Annotated in this window: 16 protein-coding genes; 10 read left to right on the top strand and 6 right to left on the bottom strand. The window is 63.9% G+C overall.

What is annotated here, in order from left to right; translation table 11 throughout:
* Nucleotides 1–10: 10 nt before the first annotated feature.
* Nucleotides 11–517, top strand: coding sequence for a hemerythrin domain-containing protein (locus AC1Q5P_RS09090; RefSeq protein WP_039333096.1), 507 nt, complete (start codon nucleotides 11–13; stop codon nucleotides 515–517).
* On the opposite strand, the gene AC1Q5P_RS09085 is transcribed toward AC1Q5P_RS09090, so the two are convergent.
* Both AC1Q5P_RS09085 and AC1Q5P_RS09080 read right to left on the bottom strand, forming a co-directional pair.
* Nucleotides 502–1,170 carry a GntR family transcriptional regulator gene (locus AC1Q5P_RS09085; protein ID WP_492518754.1) on the bottom strand — a complete coding sequence of 223 codons (669 nt, stop codon included), beginning with the start codon at nucleotides 1,168–1,170 and terminating at the stop codon, nucleotides 502–504. The genes AC1Q5P_RS09090 and AC1Q5P_RS09085 overlap by 16 nt on opposite strands.
* A 97-nt stretch (nucleotides 1,171–1,267) precedes the next feature.
* Nucleotides 1,268–3,808, bottom strand: coding sequence for a TonB-dependent receptor (locus AC1Q5P_RS09080; protein WP_492518753.1), 2,541 nt, complete (start codon nucleotides 3,806–3,808; stop codon nucleotides 1,268–1,270).
* Between the two features lie 255 nt (nucleotides 3,809–4,063).
* Between AC1Q5P_RS09080 and AC1Q5P_RS09075 the strand changes: the two genes are divergently transcribed.
* Genes AC1Q5P_RS09075 through AC1Q5P_RS09060 form a run of 4 tightly spaced genes read left to right on the top strand, consistent with a single transcriptional unit; the run spans nucleotide 4,064 to nucleotide 10,133 of the window.
* Nucleotides 4,064–4,978: a hydroxymethylglutaryl-CoA lyase gene (locus tag AC1Q5P_RS09075; protein ID WP_492518752.1), complete on the top strand. Its 915-nt coding sequence runs from the start codon at nucleotides 4,064–4,066 to the stop codon at nucleotides 4,976–4,978.
* 7 nt (nucleotides 4,979–4,985) lie between these two features.
* Nucleotides 4,986–7,034 carry a hydantoinase/oxoprolinase family protein gene (locus AC1Q5P_RS09070; RefSeq protein ID WP_492518751.1) on the top strand — a complete coding sequence of 683 codons (2,049 nt, stop codon included), beginning with the start codon at nucleotides 4,986–4,988 and terminating at the stop codon, nucleotides 7,032–7,034.
* Nucleotides 7,035–7,047: 13 nt separating this feature from the next.
* Entirely contained in the window at nucleotides 7,048–8,934 is a 1,887-nt protein-coding gene (locus tag AC1Q5P_RS09065) for a hydantoinase B/oxoprolinase family protein (protein ID WP_492518750.1), read from the top strand.
* A 2-nt stretch (nucleotides 8,935–8,936) separates the two neighbouring features.
* The gene (locus tag AC1Q5P_RS09060) at nucleotides 8,937–10,133 is read left to right on the top strand and encodes a CaiB/BaiF CoA transferase family protein (protein WP_370584368.1); all 1,197 of its coding nucleotides are present in this window, start codon (nucleotides 8,937–8,939) and stop codon (nucleotides 10,131–10,133) included.
* A 17-nt stretch (nucleotides 10,134–10,150) separates the two neighbouring features.
* Here AC1Q5P_RS09060 and AC1Q5P_RS09055 read toward each other — a convergent pair whose 3' ends face one another.
* A complete protein-coding gene (locus tag AC1Q5P_RS09055; protein WP_039333106.1) occupies nucleotides 10,151–11,113 on the bottom strand; it encodes a sugar phosphate isomerase/epimerase family protein in 963 nt (320 codons plus the stop codon).
* A gap of 101 nt (nucleotides 11,114–11,214) precedes the next feature.
* The gene (gene purD / locus AC1Q5P_RS09050) at nucleotides 11,215–12,501 is read right to left on the bottom strand and encodes a phosphoribosylamine--glycine ligase (RefSeq protein WP_492518749.1); all 1,287 of its coding nucleotides are present in this window, start codon (nucleotides 12,499–12,501) and stop codon (nucleotides 11,215–11,217) included.
* On the opposite strand from purD, the gene xseA reads away from it, so the two are divergent.
* The 5 genes from xseA to AC1Q5P_RS09025 all read left to right on the top strand — a co-directional run bounded on the left by xseA (nucleotide 12,500) and on the right by AC1Q5P_RS09025 (nucleotide 20,308).
* Entirely contained in the window at nucleotides 12,500–13,975 is a 1,476-nt protein-coding gene (gene xseA / locus AC1Q5P_RS09045; RefSeq protein WP_492518748.1) for an exodeoxyribonuclease VII large subunit, read from the top strand. The two genes, purD and xseA, sit on opposite strands and share 2 nt — an antisense overlap.
* Before the next feature lie 26 nt (nucleotides 13,976–14,001).
* The gene (locus AC1Q5P_RS09040; RefSeq protein ID WP_039333112.1) at nucleotides 14,002–14,202 is read left to right on the top strand and encodes a DUF2093 domain-containing protein; all 201 of its coding nucleotides are present in this window, start codon (nucleotides 14,002–14,004) and stop codon (nucleotides 14,200–14,202) included.
* A 10-nt stretch (nucleotides 14,203–14,212) separates the two neighbouring features.
* Nucleotides 14,213–15,055 carry a M23 family metallopeptidase gene (locus tag AC1Q5P_RS09035; protein ID WP_039333114.1) on the top strand — a complete coding sequence of 281 codons (843 nt, stop codon included), beginning with the start codon at nucleotides 14,213–14,215 and terminating at the stop codon, nucleotides 15,053–15,055.
* Nucleotides 15,056–15,534: 479 nt separating this feature from the next.
* The gene (locus tag AC1Q5P_RS09030) at nucleotides 15,535–18,699 is read left to right on the top strand and encodes a TonB-dependent receptor (protein WP_492477152.1); all 3,165 of its coding nucleotides are present in this window, start codon (nucleotides 15,535–15,537) and stop codon (nucleotides 18,697–18,699) included.
* A 118-nt stretch (nucleotides 18,700–18,817) separates the two neighbouring features.
* Nucleotides 18,818–20,308, top strand: a complete 1,491-nt coding sequence (locus AC1Q5P_RS09025) for a tetratricopeptide repeat-containing sulfotransferase family protein (RefSeq protein WP_492518747.1) — start codon at nucleotides 18,818–18,820, stop codon at nucleotides 20,306–20,308.
* Here AC1Q5P_RS09025 and AC1Q5P_RS09020 read toward each other — a convergent pair.
* Together AC1Q5P_RS09020 and AC1Q5P_RS09015 are read right to left on the bottom strand one after the other, a co-directional pair.
* Nucleotides 20,280–22,076, bottom strand: coding sequence for a hypothetical protein (locus AC1Q5P_RS09020; RefSeq protein ID WP_492518746.1), 1,797 nt, complete (start codon nucleotides 22,074–22,076; stop codon nucleotides 20,280–20,282). The genes AC1Q5P_RS09025 and AC1Q5P_RS09020 overlap by 29 nt on opposite strands.
* Nucleotides 22,073–22,486: a GtrA family protein gene (locus tag AC1Q5P_RS09015; RefSeq protein ID WP_492477149.1), complete on the bottom strand. Its 414-nt coding sequence runs from the start codon at nucleotides 22,484–22,486 to the stop codon at nucleotides 22,073–22,075. The genes AC1Q5P_RS09020 and AC1Q5P_RS09015 overlap by 4 nt, the downstream gene beginning before the upstream one ends.
* Nucleotides 22,487–22,495: the final 9 nt, after the last annotated feature.

The raw sequence follows: 22,495 nt of genomic DNA, 5'->3' as shown, positions 1-22,495 counted from the left end.
ACTTAGACCCATGGCTCAAGCGAAGTTCACCGATGCCATTGCCCTGCTCAAGGCCGACCACCGCAATGTCGAGGCGCTGTTCGAGAAGTTCGAAAGCGCCCGCTCGGACCGCAAGCAGGCGCTGGCTCTGCAGATCTGCAACGAGCTGAAGATCCACACGATCATCGAGGAAGAGATCTTCTACCCCGCCCTCAAGGGCAAGATCGAGGAAGAGACCTATACCGAGGCCTATGTCGAGCATGATGCTGCAAAGCTGCTGATCAACGACATCATGGTGACTTCGCCGGAGGACGAGTTCTTCGAGGCCAAGGTCAAGGTGCTCAGCGAAGAGATCAAGCACCACGTCCACGAGGAAGAAGCACGCTCGGAAGGCATGTTCTCGCAGGCACGCGAAGCCGGCCTCGACATGGTCGCGCTGCGTGATGCGATGCTGGCGCGCAAGCAGGAACTGATGGCGCAGGCAAAGACCGAAGTCCTGCCCGAGGCCGAATTGCGGGTGCTTCAAGCCTCGGCCTGAGCTGCTTCGCTGCCCTGCCGCATAGTGCGGTAGGCGTTGGCCGCGCGCCGGATATGGGTGTTTGCCACTGCGCCCGCCCAGTTTTCGTCACGCATCTCGAATGCGCTGACGAGGTCACGATGGTCGCGCTGGCTCTGCTCCATGTCCGCCCGGCTGTACTGTTCCGCCGTGCGGTGCACGACGATCTGGCTGACGACGGACTTCATCAGCTGGGCCAGCCGGTCCGATTGCGCAGCCGCGAGGATGACGGCGTGGAAATGGCGGTTGCCCTCGACAAATCCGGAGACGTCCGGACCGTCGGGGGCCGAGATCGCGTCGTCGATGAAGTCACAATGGACCTTGAGCTCGGCGATCTGTTCGTCGGTAATGAGCCGCGCGGCGCGGGTGGCGCAATGGCTTTCGAGCATTGCGCGCAAGGTGAACAGCTCTTCCTCGTCCTCGTCCGACCAGACCGGCACGAACACGCGGTTGGTGCCCGAGCGCTGCAACAGCATCTCGGCCACCAGTTCCGCGATAGCCTCGCGCACCGGGGTGCGGGACAATCCGCAGTACTGCGCGAATTCGTCCTCGGGCACGAACTGTCCGGCAGGGAAGTGCCCTGACAGGATCCCTGCGCGGATCTTGCGATAGGCTTCCTGCGAGGCTTTGGACACGTACGCTCCTGTTTTCCCGGGCCTGTATCGCCGGGCCTGTATCTTCAGGGGGAGCAGGCAGAACCCGCTCCCCGCCGGATTTATCCTGAAGCCCTCATCAGAACGATGCGCCCACTTCAACCCCTATCAGGCGGCGCGCGCCCGGCGAGATGAAGGAACCCCCGAACTCGATCGCCGGGATCGCCTCGGCGATGTACTTGCGGTCGAGCAGATTGTCCGCGAACACCGCGATCCGGTAGTTCGGCGTGGTGATCCCGGCGCGCAGGTTGAGCACGCCGAAAGCATCGCGCTTGGCAACGTCGTAGCGTGCGTTGCCGAACGAAGGGGGCAGGAAGTTCAGCTGCGAGATCGGCAGCAGCCCTGAGAAGATGGTCGGGCGCTCCTGATCCTGCACCGAATGGAACCACGTCGGGCCGGTCACGCGATAGTCGGCGCGGAACAGCAGCTTGGCGTTGTCGGTCAGCGGCGCGGTGATTTCGGAACCGAGGTTGAGCGTCCAGTCGGCTGTATAGGGCGACTTGTTGCCGACGGTGTAGGGGCGCGAGCGGTTCTTCTTGATCTCGCTGTCGGTGACGTTGAACGATCCGAACACCTTCCAGCCATTGACCACCTTGCCGGTCAGGTTGATCTCGGCGCCCTTGATGTCGACGCGATCGATGTTCGAGACGACGCGCAGCAGGCCGAAGTCGCCGACGAAGAATTCGAAGAACTGCATATCGGTAACGCGGGTGTAGTAGCCGGCAAGATCGTAGGTGATGCGGCCGTCGAACAGCTCGCCCTTCACGCCCGCCTCGAACGCGCTGGAGCGTTCCTTGCGGTACTGGTCGTTGATGGTGACGCCCGCGTTGATCGTGCCCGGCGTGACGCCGTTGTTGAAGCGGGTGTTGACCACGGCCGAAGAGCCCTGGTTGTTGAAGCCCCCCGATTTGAAGCCGATGCCCCAGTTGGCATAGAGATTCAGCTGGTTGCTGGGGTGGAAGCTCAACGTCACCTTGGGCTGAAGCTGCTTGAACGTGGCGTTTTGCGGCGTGAAGGCACCGAAGGCGAGGCCCGGATTGATGGGGCCACCGGTGAACGGATCCGTCACATTCGGGACGAGCGAATTGGCGGCGCGATCCTCGATGTCATAGCGCAGCGCGATGCCACCGGTGAACACCTCCGAAGGCTTCCACTCGGCTGAACCGAACGCCGCGTAGACGTTGGTGCGGAACTTGTCGGCCAAGAGCAGCGAGGTCGGGTTCGTGGTGTCCGGCGCGTTGTAGAGCTGCTTGATCACGCCCTGCCCGGTATCGCCACCAAGACTGACGCCGGTCTTGCGATCGATGTGCAGGTAGTAGGCCCCGAGTTGCCAGGTCAGCGCGCCATCGGTGTTCGACAGCAGCCGGATCTCGGTGCTGAAATCCTTCTGGTTGCGCAGCTGGTACTGGATGCCGTCGCAGGTCGTCGGGCTGTAGGGGCCAAAGGTCGAACCGTTGGCCGGGGCAAACAGGAACGGCACGGGGATAGCGCCGATCCCGCCGGGCTGGTTGACCGGGTAGCCGGTGAGCGCCGCCGTGCTGGAGAAGCACTTGGCGACAGTGCTGGCTACGCGAGGGTCGGTGTTGGTGATGTAGCGCGCGAAATCGGCCGAAGTGCCATCGGCGACAAGGTCCTGCTTGACGTCGGAGTAGAGCGCCCAGGCCACCAGCTTCATGCCGTTGCCGAACTCCTGGTCGAGCTTGATCGAAGCATCGAAGCTCTTCTGGTCGTTGGTGGCGCGGATGTTGTTGTAGAAGTTGAACTGGTGCTTGTTCACGTCCTCGTAGAACGCAGGGTTCACCGCACCGAATTGGGGCAGGTGGAACGAAGCGTTGAACGGCAGCGATGCGCCATGGAACTCGGCATAGCGCGCCTTGACGTCAAGTTGGGTCGCGGTGCCCTTGCCGATCATCACCCGGCCGTCGAGCGCCCAGTTTTCCTTGTCGTCAATGGTCTTGGAGTTGCTCAGGAACTTGTTGCGCCACCATCCGTCGGTGGTGAAGTAATAGCCCGAGGCTACAAAGCCGACGTTTTCGCCCAGCGGCCCGGCAATGTGTGCAGTGGCTTCGTAAGTCGCTTCGTTCGCATAGGAGGCGCGCAGGCCGCCCGTCAGCGTGTCGGTGGGCTTGAGGGTCTGCAGCACGATCGCGCCTGCCGCGGCGTTGCGGCCGTAGAGCGCGCCCTGCGGTCCCTTCAGCACCTCGACCTGCGACAATGTGCCCTGCGGCTGGTTGAGCTGCGCGGTGTTGGTCTTGAGAATGCCGTCGACCACCAGCGCGACCGAACTTTCAGCATCGCGCGCACCGTTGATCCCGCGAATGTTGATCTGCGTGTCGCCGGCCTCAGCCGTGCCTGTCACGATCGTCACGCCGGGCGTAAGCTGGGTGAAGTCCTCTGCCTTGACCGCCCCGGTGTTCTGCAGCGCAGTGGCCGTCAGGACCGATACCGACGCCGGTACGTCCTGCAGGCGCTCGTTCTGGCGGCGGGCCGTGACAATGATGCTCTCACCGTCGTCAGCCGCTTGCGCGGCATCCTGTGGCGCTTCCTGGGCGAAGGACGGGGCTGCGCTGGCGATCAGGCCAAGCACTGCGGTGTTCAATAGGAGACGGGTGGCACGCATTCTCAAACCTCCCTGTTGGTTCGGTCGCGACGCTATCGATGCTGCGAGCGCACGGGCTTTCGCCCCCCTCTTGACGCTCGCTTTCCGGGAAGGCAGCTTATTGTATACAAACTTGATCGGTCAAGGTGCTAGCGAACCTGCACCTACGGGCAGGTTTCGGCACCTCCTGCAATGACCGCACAGTGATATTGCATACGAAGAGAGACCTAGATTGATGACCTTCTGCATGCCCAACCCCACTTGCGGAGAAGCCGCATGACCGCGCGCGCGATTTCGTTCTTCGAAGTCGGCCCGCGCGACGGGCTGCAGAACGAGAAGGCGATCGTGTCCACGGCGGACAAGCTCGAACTGATCCGGCGCAGCATTGCCGCGGGCGCGCGCCGCATCGAGGTGACGAGCTTCGTAAATCCCAAGCGCGTGCCACAGATGGCCGACGCCGAAGATGTCTGCGCAGGCCTCCCGCTAACGGGCGACGTCAGCTTCATCGGCCTCGTCCTCAACGCCAGGGGTGCCGAGCGCGCCATTGCCACCGGGCGCCTGCATGAACTTGGTGCGGTTTGCGTTGCTACCGACGGCTTTGCCATCGCCAACCAAGGCCAGACCAGCGACGAGTCAGTTGCCGCTGCAAAGGCCATCGTTGCCATGGCGAAGGGCGCAGGCCTGAAGGGCCAGGCGACCATCGGCGCATCATTCGGCTGCCCGTTCGAGGGCGAGGTGTCAGAGGATCGCGTCGTCGCCATGGCGGCGGAGCTGGCCGAGGCAGAACCTGTCGAGGTCGCGCTTGCCGACACCATCGGCGTTGCCGACCCTGCCCACGTCTCGCGCCTTGTCCGCCGTGTGGTCGCAGCAGTGTCGCCGTTGCCGGTCCGAGTACATTTCCACAACACCAGAGGCACCGGCATCGCCAATGTCTGGGCTGCGGTCGAGGCTGGGGCGACAGTGGTCGACGCGGCGCTGGGTGGCCTCGGCGGCTGTCCCTTCGCGCCCGGAGCCGCAGGCAACGTGTCGAGCGAAGATGTCGTCTACATGCTCCACCGCGCGGGCGTGGAGACCGGCATGGACCTGTCTCAGTTGATCGAAGCCAATCGCTGGCTCTCCGGCGTAATGGCCCGCGAACTTCCTTCAATGGTGGCCAAGGCCCCGCGTTTCCCCAAGATCGTTCAGGAGTAATCGAGCAATGGGCTATCGCCTTGGCGTGGACGTCGGCGGCACTTTCACCGACCTCCTGCTGTTTGACACCTCGTCGAGCGCGTTCTGGCGCCACAAGACGCCATCGACCCCGCACGACAGCTCGGAGGGCATCCTCAATGGCGTAACCGCAATCTGCGAGAAGGCCGGCATAACGCCTGGAGACGTCGAATTCTTCCTCCACGGCACCACGGTCGCGACCAATGCCGTGCTCGAAGGCAAGGGCTCGCGCGTCGGCCTGGTCACGACGGAGGGCTATCGCCACATCATGCAGATCGCGCGCAGCTTCGTGCCGGGCGGGCTGGCTGGCTGGATCGTCTGGCCCAAGCCCCAGCCGCTGGCAGCGCTCGAGGATACCGTCACGATCAAGGGCCGCATGAGCGCTGAAGGCTCGGAAATCCGCCCGATCGACGATGCCGACATCCGCGCGCAACTGGGCGTGCTTAAGGACAATGGCGTCGAAGCGATCACCGTGAGCCTGATCAACGCCTACACCAATGGCGCGCACGAGAAGCGCGTGGGTGAACTGGCGGCAGAGATCATCCCGGGCGTGCCGGTCTCGCTGAGCCACGAAGTCCTGCCCGAAATGCAGGAGTACGAGCGCACCCTGACGACAGTGGCCAACGCGGCGGTGCGCCCGGTGGTCGGCAAGTATGTCTCCAACCTGCGCTCGCGCCTTGCCGAGGCGGGGATGAACGGCAAGCTCTCGCTGCTGCGCTCGGACGGCGGTCTGATGAGCGCACAGAAGGCCGAAGAGCATCCGGTCAACATCCTGATGTCCGGCCCTGCCGGTGGCGTGACGGGCGCGATCTGGGTCGGCCGCAATGCCGGGATCAGGAATATCCTGACCCTCGACGTCGGCGGCACCAGCACCGACGTTGCCCTTATAGAAAATCTCGAAGCCCGCCGCCAGCGCACCACCGAAGTCGGCCATCTCTCGGTCCGCGCCTCGGCGCTGGACGTGAAGACCGTGGGCGCAGGCGGCGGTTCGATTGCCTATGTTCCTGAGCTGACAAGAGCCCTTCGGGTCGGGCCGCAGAGCGCAGGAGCCGTGCCGGGGCCGGTCGCCTATGGAAAAGGTGGCACCCTGCCCACGGTGACCGATGCAAACGTCGTGCTCGGCTACCTTCCCGAGAACCTCCTCGGCGGCACGTTCAATCTTGACCGCGAAGGCGCGAAGAAGGCGGTGCAGACCATTGCCGACGCCCTTGGCATCGACCTGATGGCGGCTGCGCGAGGGATCATCGACATCGTCAACGAGAACATGTTCGGCGCGCTGCGCATGATTTCGGTCCAGCAGGGGTATGACCCGCGCGACTTTGCGCTGATGGGCTTCGGCGGCGCAGGCCCGCTCCACGTCAATGCCGTGGCCCGCCTGATGGGCAGCTGGCCCGCGATCTCGCCGGTCAGCCCCGGCGTGCTCTGCGCCCTTGGCGATGCGACGACGCGGATGCGCACCGAAACCGCGCGCTCGTTCAGCCGTCTCGCCAGCCAGACCGAAGCGGCAGACCTCATTGCCATCCTTGAAGAAATGGCCGCCCAGACCCGCGCCGAACTGCTTGCCGATGGCGTGCCCGAAGACGAGATCAGCACGGCTTTCGAAGTGGACGTGCGCTATGCCGGGCAAGCCTTCGAAGTGCCGCTGACGATTACTGCCGATGTGCTGACCACCGATGGCATCGCCGGAATCCTCGCCCGCTTCGATGCCGAGCACAAGCGCCTGTTCACCTTCAACATGGACACCCCGCACGAGATCGTGAACCTGCGCGCCGTGGCCATGGGTCGCGCTCTCGACCTGCCAGCCGCCGAACTCGAGAAGGGCGACGGCAACCCCATCGCCGCCAGGATGCGTGACCACACCTTGTGGATGGACGGGCGAGAGCAGGCCGCCGTGATCTATGATCGCGCCAAATTGCGCGCCGGAGACGTGATCCCCGGCCCGGCCATCGTCTGCGAAATGGATTCCACGACCCTGATCGAAAGCGGCTGCATCGGCACCGTCGACCACGTCGGCAATATCCTGATCAATCTGGCCTGAGGAGGCGCGAACCATGCCTGCAACCATCGTCCAGACCAACGACAAGCCGTTCGAACGTGTCGCCATCGACCCGGTAACTCTCGACATCATCGAGAACGCCCTGCGCAATGCGCGCATCGAGATGGACGCAACGCTCGTGCGCACCGCGATGTCTCCGGGCATCCGCGAACAGGGTGATGCCTTCCCGCTGATTGCCGACCACACCGGCAAGATGATCGTCGGCCAGTTCGGCTCCTTCATTGGCGGCTTCCTCGAAAATTACGAGGGCACGCTCGAAGACGGAGACATGATCTTCCTGTCCGATCCCTACTCTGTAGGCGGGGCGATAAGCCACTCGAACGACTGGCTGGTGCTGCTGCCAGTGTTCAAGGACGGCCGCCTGATCGCCTACACATCAATGTTCGGTCACCAGTCCGACATCGGTGGCAAGGTCGTCGGCTCGATGCCGATCAATGCGCGCTCGATCTTCGAGGAAGGCGTGCGCATCCCGCCGGTGAAGATCTGGAAACGCGGCGAATACAACGCCGATCTGATCCGGCTGGTCATGCACCAGACCCGCAAGCCTGACTGGTGCGCGGCAGACCTCAATGCGCTCATCGCTGCCTGTCGCGTCGCCGCGCGCCGTGTGATCGAGATGGCAGAGCGCTTCGGCGACGACGTCTACGTTTCGGCGACGCAGGAACTGCTTGCCCGCAACCACCGTGCCATGAAGGCGCTTGTCGGCATGGCGATTGCCGAGGAGCCGGTGAGCTTTGAGGACTACATCTGCGACGATGGCATGGGCTTCGGCCCCTACAAGATCAAATGCACGATGTGGCGCGAAGGTGAGAAGGTGATCCTCGATTTCGCAGGCACCGATCCGCAGTCGGTCGCTTCGATCAACTTCTTCCTCAACGAGAACATGTTCAAGATGTTCTTCGGCATCTACATGATCATGGTCTTCGACCCGCAGATCCTGTTCAACGACGGGTTCTACGATCTGATCGACGTGCGCATTCCCGAAGGCTCGCTGCTCAAGCCGAAGTTCCCGGCCGCGCTCTCGGGCCGCACCCATGCGCTGGGCCGCATCTTCGATATCCTTGGCGGCCTTCTTGGCCAGAAGACGCCGGAATTCCTCAACGCCGCCGGCTTCTCCTCGTCACCACACTTGTTCTACGCCGGCAACGATGAGCGCCCCGGCAAGAACGGCGACTGGTTCCAGCTCTTCCAGATCGGCTTCGGCGGCATCCCCGGCCGCCCGATGGGTGATGGACCCGACGGTCACTCGCTCTGGCCCGGCTTCACCAACGTGCCCAACGAATTCCTCGAACGCTATTTCCCGATGGTGATCGAGCGCTATGAGTGCGAGCCGGATTCGGGCGGTGCCGGACTCCATCGCGGCGGCAATGGCATCCGCATGACCTACCGCTTCCTGTCCAAGGGCACGATCGCGATTCACGACGACCGCTGGTTCGTGCCGCCCTGGGGCGTCAACGGCGGCGAACCGGGCGCTCGCGCGCGCAAGATCCTCGAAAAGCCCGATGGCACGCAGACCATCGTTGGCAACAAGGTCGAGGATCTCGAAGTCGAAGCGGGCGACATGCTCCACTTCATCACCTGGGGCGGCGGCGGCTGGGGTGATCCGCTGGCCCGCGATCCCGCCCTTGTCGGCAAGGAAATCGTGCAGGGGCTGGTCACAGTGGAAGGCGCACGGGCTTATGGCGTGGTCGCCGATGATCGTGGTGCGGTCAATTTCGCCGAGACCGAAGTCCTGCGCGCGCGCCTGCGCGAGGAGCGGGGCGAACTGCCGTTGTTCAATTACGGTCCGGGCATCGAAGTACTGCGCGCAAACTGCGAAGCGGAAACCGGACTGCCCGCACCGATCCAACCCGAATGGCCGCTACTGGAGGCGGCAGAATGACCATGACAACCACCAATCCCGGCCCCCTCAGAGACATTCGCGTACTGGAACTCGGCCAGCTGCTTGCAGGCCCGTTCTGCGGCCAGCTGCTGGGCGACATGGGCGCCGACGTTATCAAGGTCGAACCACCCGTTACCGGTGATCCGATGCGTGACTGGGGCCAGGGTTCGGAGAAGGTCCAATGGGAAGTGATCGCGCGCAACAAGCGTTCGGTCAGCGCCAACTTGCGCGTGCCGGAAGGGCAGGCGTTGGTGAAGAAACTGATCGCCCATGCCGACGTGGTGATCGAGAACTTCAAGCCGGGCACAATGGAGAAGTGGGGCCTTGGCCCTGACGTGCTCCTTGCCGAAAAGCCCGGCCTGATCATCGCCCGCATGTCGGGATACGGCCAGACCGGACCCTATTCCGACCGCGCAGGATTTGGCGGCATCGGTGAGGCAATGGGTGGCTGGCGCTACATCGTCGGCGAGCCCGACCGTGCACCCAGCCGCATGGGCATTTCCATCGGCGACACCCTGACGGCCACTTACGGCTGCATGGGCGTTCTGGCGGCTCTGCACGAGCGCGAGCGCACCGGGCGCGGCCAGGTGATCGATGCGGCGCTCTACGAATCCGTCCTGCAGGTCATGGAAGGCCTCGTCCCGGAGTACGACCGCACCGGCTACATCCGCGAACGCTCGGGCTCGGTCCTCAAGGGCATCGCACCGTCCAACGTCTACAAGTGCAAGGACGGCGAGTTCATGATTGGCGCGAACAAGGATTCGCTGTGGAAGCGTCTCGCGACAGCGATGGGCAGGCCAGAACTGGGCGACGATCCGCGCTATGCCACGCATCTTGCCCGCGGCGAGAACCAGGACGAGCTCGACGACTTGATCAACCAGTGGACCCGCACGCTGACCGTGGACGAGGTCGACGCGCTGATGATCGAGCATTCGATCCCCGCAGGCCGCGTCTACCGAGCCCCCGACATGCTTGCCGATCCGCATTTCCAGGCACGCGAAGCCATCATCGAAGTCGAGACCGAGCGCTTCGGTCCGCTCAAGATGCAGTCCAGCTTCCCCAAGCTGTCCGCCACACCCGGATCGGTGCGCCGCCCGGCACCGTCAAAGGTCGGGCAGCACAATGCCGAAGTGTACGGCGAACTGCTTGGGCTTGGCGAAGCCGAACTGGCGCAGATGGCAGAGCAGGGCGTCATCTGACGCCCTGCCTTGGCGGCTTACTCGAAGCCGATCTTCTTCATGTAGGCGGCGCTGCCGGCAATGGCGACCTTGAGGTCGTCAGCCCGGTCCTGCTCCACGAAGAAATGCTCTACCCCCGATGCTTTGGCCGCCTCGATGATGCCGGCCATGTCGAGCGAGCCGTCACCAAGCCAGGTCAGGTAAGGGAACAGCGCGATCCAGTCAGCCGGAGCGCCACCGTCTCCGGCGAAACGCTGCTGGCCCTTCATGTCCTTGAGGTGCATCATCCGGTAGCGGCCCTTGTACCGCGCCAGATACTCCTTCGGATCGGCGCCGCCCGCCGTAGTCCAGTAGGTGTCCATCTCGAGGAACACGTGCGCAGGATCGGTCGCGTCCAGCAGCGTGTCGATCGGCACCTTGCCGTCCATCGGTGCGAAGCCGTAGCCATGGTTGTGATAGGCAAAGCGAACCCCATGTCGCGTGGCGCTCTGCCCGATAGCGTTGAAGACGTCGGCCATGCGCTTGTAATCGTCGAGCGTCTTGCGCTCCTCGGCCGGAATCGCAGGCAAGGTGACATAGGTCGCCCCCAAGGCGCGCGCGGCCTCGGCCAGTTCGCCCATCCGGGTCTGCAATGTGAACAGGTCGGTGTGCATCGAGGGCACTGTCATTCCATGCGAATCGAACACGGCCTTGATCTGCGCGGCGCTCAGCCCAAAGAAGCCGCTGCCTGAGAAGCCCAGCATCTTGGCCGTGTTCTTCCAGCCATCGATCTGGCGCTGGTCGCTGAAGGTATAAGGCCCGTAGGTCTCAATCTCGCGGTAACCCAGCTTTGCCAGCATGGCGATGGTTCCGGAGAAGTCCTCGCTCAGCATTCTGGCGACGGACCACAACTGGATGCCGAACCGGCGCTTGCTGTCGAGCGCCCGCAAGGGAGCATTGGCCAGAGCCAGCCCCGCCATCGTTGCGGTTCCGGCGGTGGTGATGAAAGTGCGGCGATTCATGCATCGGCTCCCGGTTCAGCGCGTCTTGTCCTGCGCTGTCACATGACTTTGTGCCCGCTTTGCCGATGCGGTCAAGACCTGTCGGGCGAAAAGCGGTGCCGTCAGGCGTCCGCTTCTTCCCGCTCGATCTCGCGCCAGCCGATATCGCGACGGCAGAACCCTTCCGGAAAGACGATCGCGTCCACTGCAGCATAGGCCGCATCCCGCGCAGCCTTCACGCTGCCCCCCCTGGCAGTCACGTTGAGCACGCGCCCGCCATTTGCCGAAAGCACGCCGTCTGCCGAAAGGGCAGTGCCCGCGTGGAATACCTTTGCCCCACCTGCCTCGGCGGCGGGGATATGGTCAATGCGCCCCCCCTTCTTCGGCGTACCCGGATAGCCCTCGGCCGCCATGACCACGGTCATTGCCACGTCGCTGGAAAAGCGCGGCGGCTGGATGCTCGACAACTTGTTGTCGGCACAGGCCAGCAGCAGCTCTACCAGGTCGCTTTCCAGCCGCAGCATCAGCACCTGGCATTCGGGATCGCCGAAGCGAGCATTGTATTCGATCAGCTTCGGCCCCTGCTCGGTCAGCATCAGCCCCGCATAAAGAACGCCGGAATAGGGCATGCCCTCATCGGCCATGGCCTTCACCGTCGGCGCGATGATCTGCGAGAGCGCCTGCGCCTCGAGTTCGGGCGTCAGCACGCGCGCCGGGCTGTAGGCGCCCATGCCGCCCGTATTGGGGCCGGTATCGCCATCGCCGACGCGCTTGTGGTCCTGTGCCGATCCGAACGGCACGATAGTTGCGCCATCGGTCAGGGCGAAAAAGCTCGCCTCTTCTCCGGTGAGGAACTCCTCGACGACCACCTCCGCACCGGCAGAGCCGAAGGCGCCGTCAAACATGTCGTCAACCGCGGCCTCGGCCTCTGCCATCGTCATCGCCACGACGACGCCCTTGCCCGCAGCAAGGCCATCGGCCTTGATCACCACCGGCGCACCGAAGTCCTTGAGCGCGGTGCGGGCCTCCTCTAGCGACTTGGCGCGAACATAGCCGGCGGTCGGGATGTTGGCCCGTGCGCACAGATCCTTGGTAAAACCTTTCGACCCTTCGAGCTGCGCTGCCGCACGGCTCGGCCCGAACACGGAAAAGCCTGCTTCACGCAGTGAATCCGTCAGGCCGTCGACCAGCGGCGCTTCCGGCCCCACCACGATGAGGCCGATGCGGTTTGTTTCGCAGAAGGTCACCACACTGGCGTGATCGGTCAGATCCAGCGCAACCAGCTCGGCGTTTTCCGCAATGCCCGGATTCCCGGGTGCCGCATAGAGCTTGTCCAGAAGCGGCGATTGGGCCAGTTTCCAGCTGAGGGCATGTTCGCGCCCACCCGATCCCAGCAGCAGGATATTCATGGCTTTCCCTTCCGCGCCTTATGACGACGATAACAACGGCTCGGGCGGGCTCCTAGCGAGGGAATCGGCAGGCGACAACGCCCCGGCCCTCTCGATCTCCGAGATTTCCGCCCTGCTCAAGCGCACCGTCGAGGATCGCTTCGGCTTCGTCCGGGTGCGTGGCGAGCTTTCAGGCGTGAAGCGCGCGGCCTCGGGCCACCTCTACCTCTGCCTCAAGGACGAGAACGCGCGGCTGGATGGCGTGATGTGGCGCGGCGGCGTGCAGCGCCTGAACTTCCGGCCCGAGGACGGCGTCGAGGTCATCGCCACCGGCAAGCTGACGACTTACCCGGGCCGCTCGAACTACCAGATCGTGATCGAGCGGATGGAGATCGCCGGCGAAGGCGCGCTGCTCGCGCTCCTCGCCAGGCTGAAAGCCCGGCTGGAAGGCGAAGGATTGTTCGATCCCGCCCGCAAGAAGCCCTTGCCGTTCCTGCCGCGCACCATTGGCGTCGTCACCTCGCCCACTGGCGCCGTGATCCGCGACATCCTCCACCGCCTGTCAGATCGCTTTCCCAGCCGCGTCATCGTGTGGCCGGTGCTGGTCCAGGGTCAGGGTGCGGCAACGCAGGTCGCCAACGCCGTGCGCGGGTTCAGCGATATGATGCCCGACGGACCGATCCCGCGCCCGGACCTCGTCATCGTGGCGCGCGGTGGCGGATCGATCGAAGACCTGTGGTCGTTCAACGAGGAAGAGGTCGTCCGCGCCGTGGCGGATTGCACCATCCCGATCATCAGCGCAGTTGGTCACGAGACCGACACCACCCTGTGTGATTTCGCCGCCGACCTGCGCGCTCCGACGCCCACTGCCGCCGCTGAACTTGCGGTGCCGGTGCAGGCGGAACTTGCCGCCTTTGTAGCCGATCTCAACGCCCGCCAGCGACGCGCCCTCGCCCGCCAGCTCGCCCAGGCCAAGGAACGCCTCGAAGCCCGCAGCCAGCGCCTGCCCCAACCGCAGGCGCTCCTTCAGGGCCAGGCCCAGCGCGTCGATGATCTTGGGGAGCGCTTGCGCCGCGCCCTCGTCCACCGCACCGAGATCGCCGGATCGGTCCTCGCCCGCCATGCAGGAGCCTTGCGCCCTGCCTTGTTGATGGCGCGGGTCGAACGCGAAGCGGAGCGCCTTGCCGCCCGGCGGCTGCGCCCCGAAATGCTGCTGCAGCGCATCGACCACGCGCGCGGCAAGATCGAAGCGCTTGATCGCCTGCGCCGCTCGCTTGATCCGAAAGCCCCCCTCCAACGCGGGTACGTGCTGGTTACTGCGCCAGACGGCCATGTCGTGCGGACGCGCGAGGATGCACAGGCGCGTCCGACGTTGCGGCTCGAATTCGCCGACGGCACGCTGGACGTTAGCACCGCCACCACAGTGCCCCAAACCCGCCCCGCCTCCAAACCACGCCCGGCCGCGCGGCCCGAGGGACAGCAGGAATTGTTCTGAGGGTCTTAAGGGATTACATTGCCCCAATGTTGATGTCCCAATCCGGTCGCCTCGCGCGCCTCCATTACCTTCCCGGCTCGTTCCGCCAGCTCTCGGGCGGCGATCATGTCGTCTGCGCCGTCTCGGGCGAGAAGATACCGCTCGATGCGCTGCGCTACTGGTGCGCGCAGCGGCAGGAGGCCTACGCCACCGCCGAAATCTCGACGCGACGCCATCTCGAAGGCTGAGGAGCTGGCAATGATCCTGCAGAGGCGCGCCTTCCTCGCCGGAACGGCCGCTTCGGTGGCAAGTTTCGCGCTGGGCAATACGCCCATCAGCACATTGGTGATCTCACCCGACAGCCGCGCCATGCAGGGCGGATGGTTGAGAGGGCGCGTGCAGCCCGGATCAACGGCGCTCAAACTTGATGGCAAGCCGGTTGCTTTGGCGGATGACTGGGCTTTCCTGATAGCCTTTGATCGCGATGCAACCCCATTGGCGCGGATCGAGGTGACGCTGCCGGGCGGTCGGCCTTTTGTCCACGAGTTTGCTATTGCCCCGCGCGCCTGGCAGATCGAGCACATCAACGTCGCCCGCAAGCCAGGTGGCGTGACCAGCGAGGAATACCTCCGCCTGCGCCGTGCCGAACTCGCCCGCATCGCCGCCGCCCGTGCGGTCGATACCGGCGCACAGGGCTGGCGGCAGAGCTTCATCCGCCCCGCGCCGGGCCGCTTCTCCGGGCGTTTCGGCTCCCAGCGCATCTACAAGGGCGAACCGGCTGCCTATCACTCCGGGCTCGACATCGCCGGTGGCGCAGGCACGACGTATGTCGCACCGGCCGAGGGTATCGTGACGCTTGCCGCGCAGAGCCCGTTCAGCCTCGAAGGCCGACTGCTGATGCTCGACCATGGCATGGGCCTCAACAGTGCCTTTCTCCATGCCTCCGAACTTCTGGTGCGCGAAGGGGACAAGGTTGCCCAGGGCACGCCGCTGGGCCGAATCGGTGCCACCGGTCGTGCGACCGGCCCGCACCTGCATTGGTCGATGAAATGGCAGGCCAGTCGGATCGACCCGCTGCTTTTTCTTCCTGACCAGACGTAGGCCGCATTCACGGCCCTTTGCGCAGGTAGCCCTCATCACCGGCGGTTCGTTTTCCTTTTATGCCCGGTTGCCGATGGAACGAAACCGCCATCGGGATTCTGGTATCAGCTGCAACGCCTTTATCCCTATGTTCGCAGCGTTGTTTCACCCGAAACCGTCACCTTTGAAATTAATGGCAAGTGAATGGGGTGGGAGTGTAATTTCTGTGCATCACCCGTAAGTTACGGAAATCCGGCCTTACCTTACCTGACCCAAAGGCGGTGTGGCAGTTTCGCTACACATGTTTCGGATTCATTTCGTAACTGACAATCGTGTTTTGATGGTCCCGATCATTTCAGCCAAACAGATGCATCTTGCCCGTTTGCCAAGGGGGCCCAAGCTTCGCTCCAAAGCGCGTTGTTAGGGTTTTGGCGATACGGGAAAGGGCCTGCACAGCTCTTGCTGGCTGTGCAGGATTCAGGACAAAAGGGACTGGACACGTGAACATCAAAACCTTCTCTGCGCTCCGTGCGAGCGCCGCGCCCTTGGCGCTGGTCGTCGCCGGTTTCGCCGGCTCGGCCGCCTTCGTCGCGCCCGCCATGGCGCAGGACTTTACGTACGCTACCGCCAGCGGCCAGATCGTCGGTGAAGACGATGCCCCGCTCGCCGGTGCAACGGTAGAAATCAAGTCGAACGATCAGGGCTTTACCCGTTCGGTGACCACCGACTCCGCCGGTGGCTATCGCATCCCGACCCTGCCGCAAGGCACCTACACGTTCACGATCACCGCTGACGGGTACCAGACCTTCACCGATCCCGCCGTCCGCATCACTCAGTCGGAAGGCGGCAACTCCTTCCGCCTGGTCCGCGTCGGTGCCGCCACGGCTTCTGCCGACGGATCGATCGTCGTCACCGGCCAGCGCATCCGCGTTTCGGACTTTGACCGCACCACCACCGGCCAGGTCATCTCGGTCGCAGACGTCGCGGCGCGCGTCCCCGTCGCTCGTGATCTGACCTCGATCATCCTGCTTGCTCCCGGCACCAGCCAAGGTGACAGCGCGTTCGGCAACCTGCCGAGCATCTCGGGCGGTTCGGTTTCGGAAAACACCTTCTTCATCAACGGCCTCAACGTCACGGACTTCCGCGAGGGACTCGGCTCGGTCGAAGTGCCGTTTGAGTTCTACCAGACGGTCGAAGTCAAGAACGGCGGTGTCCCCGCAGAGTTCGGTCGCTTTACCGGCGGCTTCGTCAACGCGATCACTAAGTCGGGTTCGAACCAGTTCCACGGCGGCTTGCTCGTCAACTGGGAACCCGATGGGCTGTTCGAAGACCGCAAGAACACCCTGATCGACCGTAACGATCAAGACACCCGCGAGACGATCCAGACGATCTTCAACCTGTCGGGTCCGATCATCAAGGACAAGTTGTTCTTCTACGGCTTCTACCAGCACAACTACATCAAGTCGGGCGACACGCTGCTGACGGTCAACCCGAACCAGACCGAGCCCGATCCCAACAACCCCAATGCACGTCGCGCAATCGCGCCGTACAGCACGGGTCTGCGTCGCGAGCAGCGCAGCATGCGTTCGCCCTTCTACGGCGGCAAGATCGACTTCCTGCCGTTCGAAGGCCATCGCCTCGAGTTCACCTACTTCAACTCGAGTTTTGACCGCACGCTCGACAGCTACAGCATCGTCGACGCAAACGGTGGCACCTATGACAGCCGCACTGATGGCGTGCCGCAGCGTGGCGCGTTCCAGAGCCGCGCACTTCTTCAGGGCGGTGGTGAAAACTACATCGGTCGTTACACCGGCCAGCTGACCGACTTCCTCACTATTTCGGGTGCCTACGGCAAGAACAAGCGTCGTGACGTCGTCGGTTCGACCACGCCGGACGCTCCGGGCATCGCCGACACCGCCGGTCTTGGCGCAGTGGGCAATGCGGTCAACGCGCTCGACGAGAACTACGATACCCGAGAGTTCTACCGTGCCGACGCGGAAGTCTTCGTGAACCTGCTCGGCGAACACCACTTCAAGGCTGGCTACGACCGCGAAAACCTGACGACGGACGCGACAACCAGCTACACCGGCAACGTTTTCTATACCTACGTCCGCACGCCCGCAGACTCGGGTGACATTTACGTTCCTACCCCGAACACGCTCTATGTCACTGCGCGTACATTCGTGAACGGCGGCGTGTTCAAGTCGCGCAACGAAGCGTTCTACCTGCAGGACAGCTGGTCGCTGCTCGACAACCGCCTGCAGCTCAACCTCGGCATCCGCAACGATCGCTTCGAGAACAAGAACGTGGTGGGTGCAACCTACTACAAGTCGGGCAACCAGTGGGCACCGCGCCTTGCGTTCACTGCCGACCCGTTCGGTGACAAGCGCACCAAGGTTTACGGTTCGTATGGCCGGTACTTCCTGCCGATCGTCGCCAACACCAACATCCGCCTTGCCGGTGCAGAACTCGACTACACCCGCTACAACCTGCTCAACGGGTTGAACGCGGATGGCACGCCGATCGTCGGCGCGCCGGTTCTTGGCTTCGAAGATGCGGTTGCTTGCCCGGATACCGGGATCAAGAACTGCGACATCATCTCCGATGGCGAGGCGACCCCGACGGAGGCCACCGTTTCGAAGAGCCTTAAGCCGCAGTCGGTTGACGAGTTCGTTCTCGGTATCGAACAACAGCTCGGCAGCGGCGTCCGCGTCGGCCTGTTCGGTCAGTATCGCAAGCTCAACGACTCGCTTGAAGACATCGCGATCGACGCCGCCGTTCTCAAGTACTGCGCCGACAACAAGCTGACCGGCTGTGGCAGCACCTGGACTGGCTTCCACCAGTACGTGCTGGCAAACCCGGGCCGCGACGCCACGATCACCCTGTCCGATCCGGTCAACGGTGAATCGACGCTGCGCACAGTGAACTTCACGGCTGCCCAGCTCGGCTATCCGAAGGCCAAGCGCACCTACAAGGCGATCACGGCCACCTTCGACCGCGATTTCGACGGCGTATGGAGCCTCTCGGCTTCGTATACCTGGTCCGAATCGAAGGGGAATATCGAAGGCGGCATCCGTTCGGACAACGGGCAGACTGACTCGGGCCTGACCACCGCGTTCGACCAGCCGGGCCTTACCGACGGTACTTTCGGCTTCCTGCCAAGCCACAATGCCCACAAGTTCAAGGTATTTGGTTCGTACCAGATCGGTGACTGGCTTACGCTGGGTGCGCAGTTCCAGGCGATCTCGCCGCGCAAGTTTGGCTGTATCGGCCGCGTGCCACGGGTTCGTGATCCGTTTGCCGGTGCCTATGGTGCAGCAGGCTTCTACTGCAACACCGACGACAGTGGCAACGTGATCACCGATCCGAGCAAGGCTGCGGTTAATACAACCAGCGCGACAACCCTGAAGCTGACCCCGCGTGGTTCGCAGCTTCAGTCGGACTGGAACGTCTTCACCAACCTGTCGGCCGTGTTCAAGCTGCCGACCGACGCGGTGGATGCCAGCTTCCGTGTGGACGTGTTCAACGTGTTCAACCAGAAGGGCGTTCTCGACCTCCGCGAATTGGGCACGCAGAGCAACGGCAATCCGCGTGGCGACTACGGTACTCCCCTGTCGTACCAGCAGCCGCGTTACTTCCGCTTCCAGTTCGGCGTGAACTTCTGATCTGGATTGAAGTATCGATAACACATGGAGGGGTGGCTTCGGCCACCCCTCTTTTTTGTGCCGACACCACGTTTGACTTCGCTTGTTTCCGCCAATCCTGTAGCTACTCCACATGTCGATGAAGCCGATGACCGAAGCTGAAGCCGTCGCTCAGCTGCGCCGCTTTGTGGCAGCGCTTGAAGCAGGGGATCGCCGCACTGCCAACACCGCGGCGTTCGCCCTGATCGCCGCCCGGCCGCCGCTCGGCGACCGCTGGCAGCTCATTGCAAGGGTGATGCAGACCAATGGCGAAATCTCGGCCGCGAGCGCCGCCATGCAGTCCTTTGTCGACCATCATCGCGGGCACCCGCAGGTAGCTTACCTGCAGGCTGCCATGCTGGCGCAGTGCGGCCGGCTCGAACAGGCCTGGTCCGTCATCCGCAACGTGCCACCCTCGGTACCCGATCCTTCGCAGAACGGCTTCCTACGGGGCACCATAGCCCTGAACCTCGGGCTGACCGATCTGGCCGAAAGCATCCTTCAGGCAACGCTCGATGCCAACCCGGCACTCGGCCAAGCCATGCTCGCGCTGGTCTCTGCGCGCAAACGCAACTCGGGCGACCCGGTGGGCGAACGCATCCTCCAGTCCGCCCCTCTCATGCGCAGCGCTCCTGCGATCGAGCAGTCACATTTCCACTTTGCTGCCGGACGGGTCCATTTCGACCGGAACGAAACAGATGCAGCCTTCGACCATTTCGCTCAGGGCGCGGCTATCGCAAGTACCGAACGCCCTTACGAGGCGAAAGCCGATGCGCGAGAAGCTGAAGCCTGCCGCGACGGTTTCGACCGTGCGTTCGTCGCCGACATCAACGCCGGCATCACTATCGACACCAGCCAGCCCATCTTCGTCACCGGCCTGCCGCGCTCGGGCACGACGCTGGTCGAACAGATTCTCGTTAGCCATTCGGAGGTCTCAGGCGGGGAAGAACTGGGCCGCATGGCGATCCTTCAGCGCGATCTGGGTTCACTCGGGGCAGCGGGCCTCAACGCCTATCTCGCGAGAAGCGGCAAGGCTGATGATCTTGCAGCACTCTACCTCCACCTCGGGCAGGAGCGGTTCGGCCAGCAGGGGCGCTTCGTCGACAAGGCGCTCAATACCAGCCGCTTCATGGGCCTGATCGCGGCACTCCTGCCGCAAGCGCCAGTGATCTGGCTGCGCCGCGATCCCGTCGATTGCGCATGGTCCGCGTTCCGCACCTACTTCATCCACGGCCTTGACTGGTCATGGAAGCTTGAGGACATCGCCAGCCACTTCGCGCTGGAAGACCAGTTGTTCCAGCACTGGTCGGAGATGTTCCCGGAGAGGATTCTCGTCGTCGATTACCAGACCCTTGTCCGTTCCCCGAAAACCGAGATCCCGCGCATCCTGCAGCATTGTCGGCTCGCCGCAGAGCCGCAGGTGTTCCGCCCACACGAGACCAAACGCGTTGTTTCAACGGCCAGCGCTATGCAGGTGCGCGAACCGATGAATACAGGCGCAATCGGCGCGGCGGATCCTTACCGCGCTCACTTGGCGCCGTTCATCAAGCGTTATTCCGCGATCACCGCGGCAGCACCCGCCACGCCTTGACCCCGCCAGCGGCCGGCATGGGCACCGGCTGGAGCCAGGGCGGAGTCCTGCCGGACATGAGGTGGGCAATGAACCCGTCAGGTGCCTTCTCCGCATAGAACCGCGCCTCGCTACCGCCGGGGCAAATCACCACCATGGCCGCCCCGCGTCGCGCCATGATCAGCCGCGCCGCTTCGTCCGGTCCCAGAAAAGCCTCGATCACATCGCGAATGGCGGTGTCTGCACGGTGGTGGGCCGTCGCGATGACCTTGTGCCGGGTCATGACCAGCAGGGTCGGCCCGATGTCGAGCCCCGTGAGCAGCGTCTGCGGGGGAATTGCTTCCAGTGCTGGCACGGCCTTGGAGAAATCGCAGCCAAGGGCCACCTCGCCCTGCGCCCGGCCTGCTGAAGCCTGTCCTACCGGGGCAAGCAGCCGCGCCGCCTGATCCACCAGCACGCCCGGCAAGAGCAGCGTGACCATTACCACCACCCTGCCCATGCGGCGGACCAGCAGGGAATCCTGCCGCCAGCGGGCGAACTGCTCTGCAACCTGCCAAGCCGCAGGCACGGTCGCAAAAAGACACGATACTCCCGATGCGCGCGCCACCAGCAGGCCGACCGGCGTCGCGCCAAGCAGCAGCAGCGCGTAGTCGAGCCAGAACAGCTGCGCCGCGCGGTCCGCCGCGCGCCTGAAAAGCCGCAGGCAGGCAATCAGGCCAAACAGCGGCAGCAGGATGATGGTTGCCGCAAAACCCGGCTCCTGCCGCCACACCGGCAGGCCCTCGAGCACGGAATCGAGCCATACCTTGCGCACCAGCGGATCGACCGAAGCGAAAGCGTCTCCGGCAAGGCAACGGGGAGCCCAGACCGCAGCAATGCCGATAGCCCCTGCTCCGATCAGGCACACGGCAAGCAGGCTAACCAACGGCGGGCGGTCGCGTAGCTGCCGCAGGACGATCGCTACGCCGCCCCCCATCCACAACAGCGCCGCGACATGGACAGGCGAAACGGCATCGCAATGCTGCGCCTGATCGGCAAGGCCCCGCGTTGCCAGGAACAGGGCAAGGCTCGCCACGGACAGGCTCAGCAGATACTTAATCAGCCACTCGCCCTGGCCTCGCCACAGGCGCAAGGTGCAAAGCCCGCCGACGATCACGGCCAGAGGCAGCGATTCGAGCGATATCGCCAGTGCCAATGCCAGCGCCGCTCCGGCCACGGCCGCGCCCATCCGGGGCGTAGAGGCGAACAGGCCGTTCAATGCAACCAGCGCAAGCACGAACTGCATGGCGTGGTGATCTATCCGCAACGGCATCATGCGGAAGGACGCCGGCACAACCGCTGCCACCAGCAGGGCTGCGACGATACCGATGCGCGGGCCAAACTGTCTTGCCGCCAGCCGCGCGGCGAGCGCCATTGCCGCCAGAAGGTTCAGCAGCGGCACAATGACGATCGCTATGCTCTCTGCCAGCCCCTGCCCCAACAGCGGACGCAACAGCAGGATCATTGCCGCGATCGGGATGTCGACAACGCGGGTCCAGTGCATCGCCACGCCATCGGGCGGCGCAATGCGGTATTGGCGAAGGTCGAACCAGGCCTGCCCGCCCAGCAGGTCGCGGACCTGCTGCAGGCGCAGCGCATCATCGCCGTCGACGAAATTCGCCGGCGACAGCCTGCCACCGCTACCAACCAGCATCAGCAGGCTGATCGCAACCCAAGCCAGCAACACGCCGCGCCAGGGAATCGCAACGCTGCGCTCTCCCGGCGATTGGCCGGAATTGCGGTAGCTCACTGGAAGACAACCCGCTTTCTGAGCAGCCATGTCGTCATGAAGCTTGCCCCCACGGCGATAAGCTTCGACAAGCGCGAATCAAGACCGAGCGCGGCACCGGCTCCGACGATCAGGGTCGTCAGCGCCAGCCCGACAAGGGCCGAGCCAACGAACAGCGCTTTCTGCCGCGTGCGCGCGCCGCGCTCTGCGGCCACCGTATCGGTAAAGACCGTGCGACTCGAAAGCAGCCAGTGCGCTACTATGCCTAGCGAATAGCCGCTCGCCGAAGCGATCACCGGTGCAATCCCCACCGCCAGCAGGGCAAGGAACGAGCCGACGTCCACGGCCAGCGCCCCGACGCTGGCGAGCAGGTAGCGCAGGAGCACCACGCGGCGCAGGCGATCGATCATCGGCAGGATCGTCCCGGTCATCTGTGGCGG

The sequence above is a fragment of the Novosphingobium sp. GW835-FHT14H07 genome, from assembly GCF_058793515.1.
Note: the sequence above shows the minus strand (reverse complement) of the source record. Positions and strands in the feature narration are given on the sequence as shown.